Source organism: Thermogutta sp. (assembly GCF_014359955.1).
Lineage (GTDB): Bacteria > Planctomycetota > Planctomycetia > Pirellulales > Thermoguttaceae > Thermogutta.
In genome coordinates, this window is sequence record NZ_JACIYL010001086.1 from 1 (window position 1) to 1,111 (window position 1,111).

Sequence of the window (1,111 nt, forward strand, 5' to 3'; positions counted from 1 at the left end):
CTACCGGTGCCGAGGCGGTCAGGACCGGACGATATTCTCATTATTCAAAAAGCTGTGAATATTTCTCTGGGGAATAGAAATTAAACGCCACCTGCCGAATATATTCGATGGGGCCGGCGCGGCGCTGAACTTCGACAAGCACCTCGATCTGCTCCTGACTGGCGAAACAGCGGATGGCGTTCAGTTTCCGCTCGTGAAATTCACCGGGCACCACAAGCTGAATCTGCGGAGGTTCGGGAAAATCGCAGTACGTGGCGTACTCGTAGACGATTGGGACCTTTTGAATCGGCGGTCCGAGTTCCGGCCAAATACTTCCCTGCGCGTGGAACAGACTGATGAGCATTTCCTCGTAAACGATTTTATGATCCGGATGCAGGTCGGTGGGGGTGGGCAGAAACACGCGCGTGGGTCGTATCTGCCGAAGAACATAGGGAAACGCATTCTGAAGGCCACTGGCCCCTTCTATCTCCGTGGGATCGCCGATCGTCGTGAAATGCCGTCCGCGGTAGGCGTTGAGATTACAGTCAGGAAAACCGAGCGGGCGAACTCTTTCCGGAGGGAGACCCAACGTCCGATACGCCTCCTGGGCTTCGTCCCCGCGTATCCTCACGATGGTCCTCCGCTGGGGCAAACGGCAGTATCCCATCCGGCCATCGGTGGTGATGACCACGTGAACCTCGGCCCCTTCGGCAAGCCCTGCCTGGACGGTCAGACCCGCACCGATCACGACATCATCATCGTGGGGCGAGACGAACATCCACCTTTCCTGCTGGCCCTGCCAATCGTCGAATATTTCGCGGGCATCGGAGGACACGATTTTTCCATCGCCGAGCCGCCGTTTATACACAATCCCCTGCGCCATGATGCACGACAATCCTTCGTTCTATGAACCGTAATTGTCCGAAACTGGACAATTCAATATTCCCTGACACTCTCGATAGGCTATCCTCGCAGAGTATCTTTGAAGTTCGCGCGCATTTCCCAGGAATTGGTCGCCTGTTCTGGTACACCGATGTCCTGCCGGCGATCCTGTGCAAACAGTGCCGCGCGACGCCTTCCCGGTCTTTGCCGACAAACGGCTTCAACCGGGTTGAAACTCGTTACCAATTTT

At 56.0% G+C, this 1,111-nt stretch carries 1 protein-coding gene; it reads right to left on the bottom strand.

Translation table 11 applies throughout. The features are described 5' to 3' along the window. Positions 1-40 precede the first annotated feature (40 nt). The gene (locus H5U08_RS19550; protein WP_297037080.1) at positions 41-862 is read right to left on the bottom strand and encodes a PIG-L deacetylase family protein; all 822 of its coding nucleotides are present in this window, start codon (positions 860-862) and stop codon (positions 41-43) included. Between the last annotated feature and the right edge of the window lie 249 nt (positions 863-1,111).

Excerpts from the sequence above, each read along its gene's own strand:
- H5U08_RS19550 (WP_297037080.1), bottom strand. The coding sequence starts at position 862 with ATGGCGCAGGGGATTGTGTATAAACGGCGGCTCGGCGATGGAAAAATC.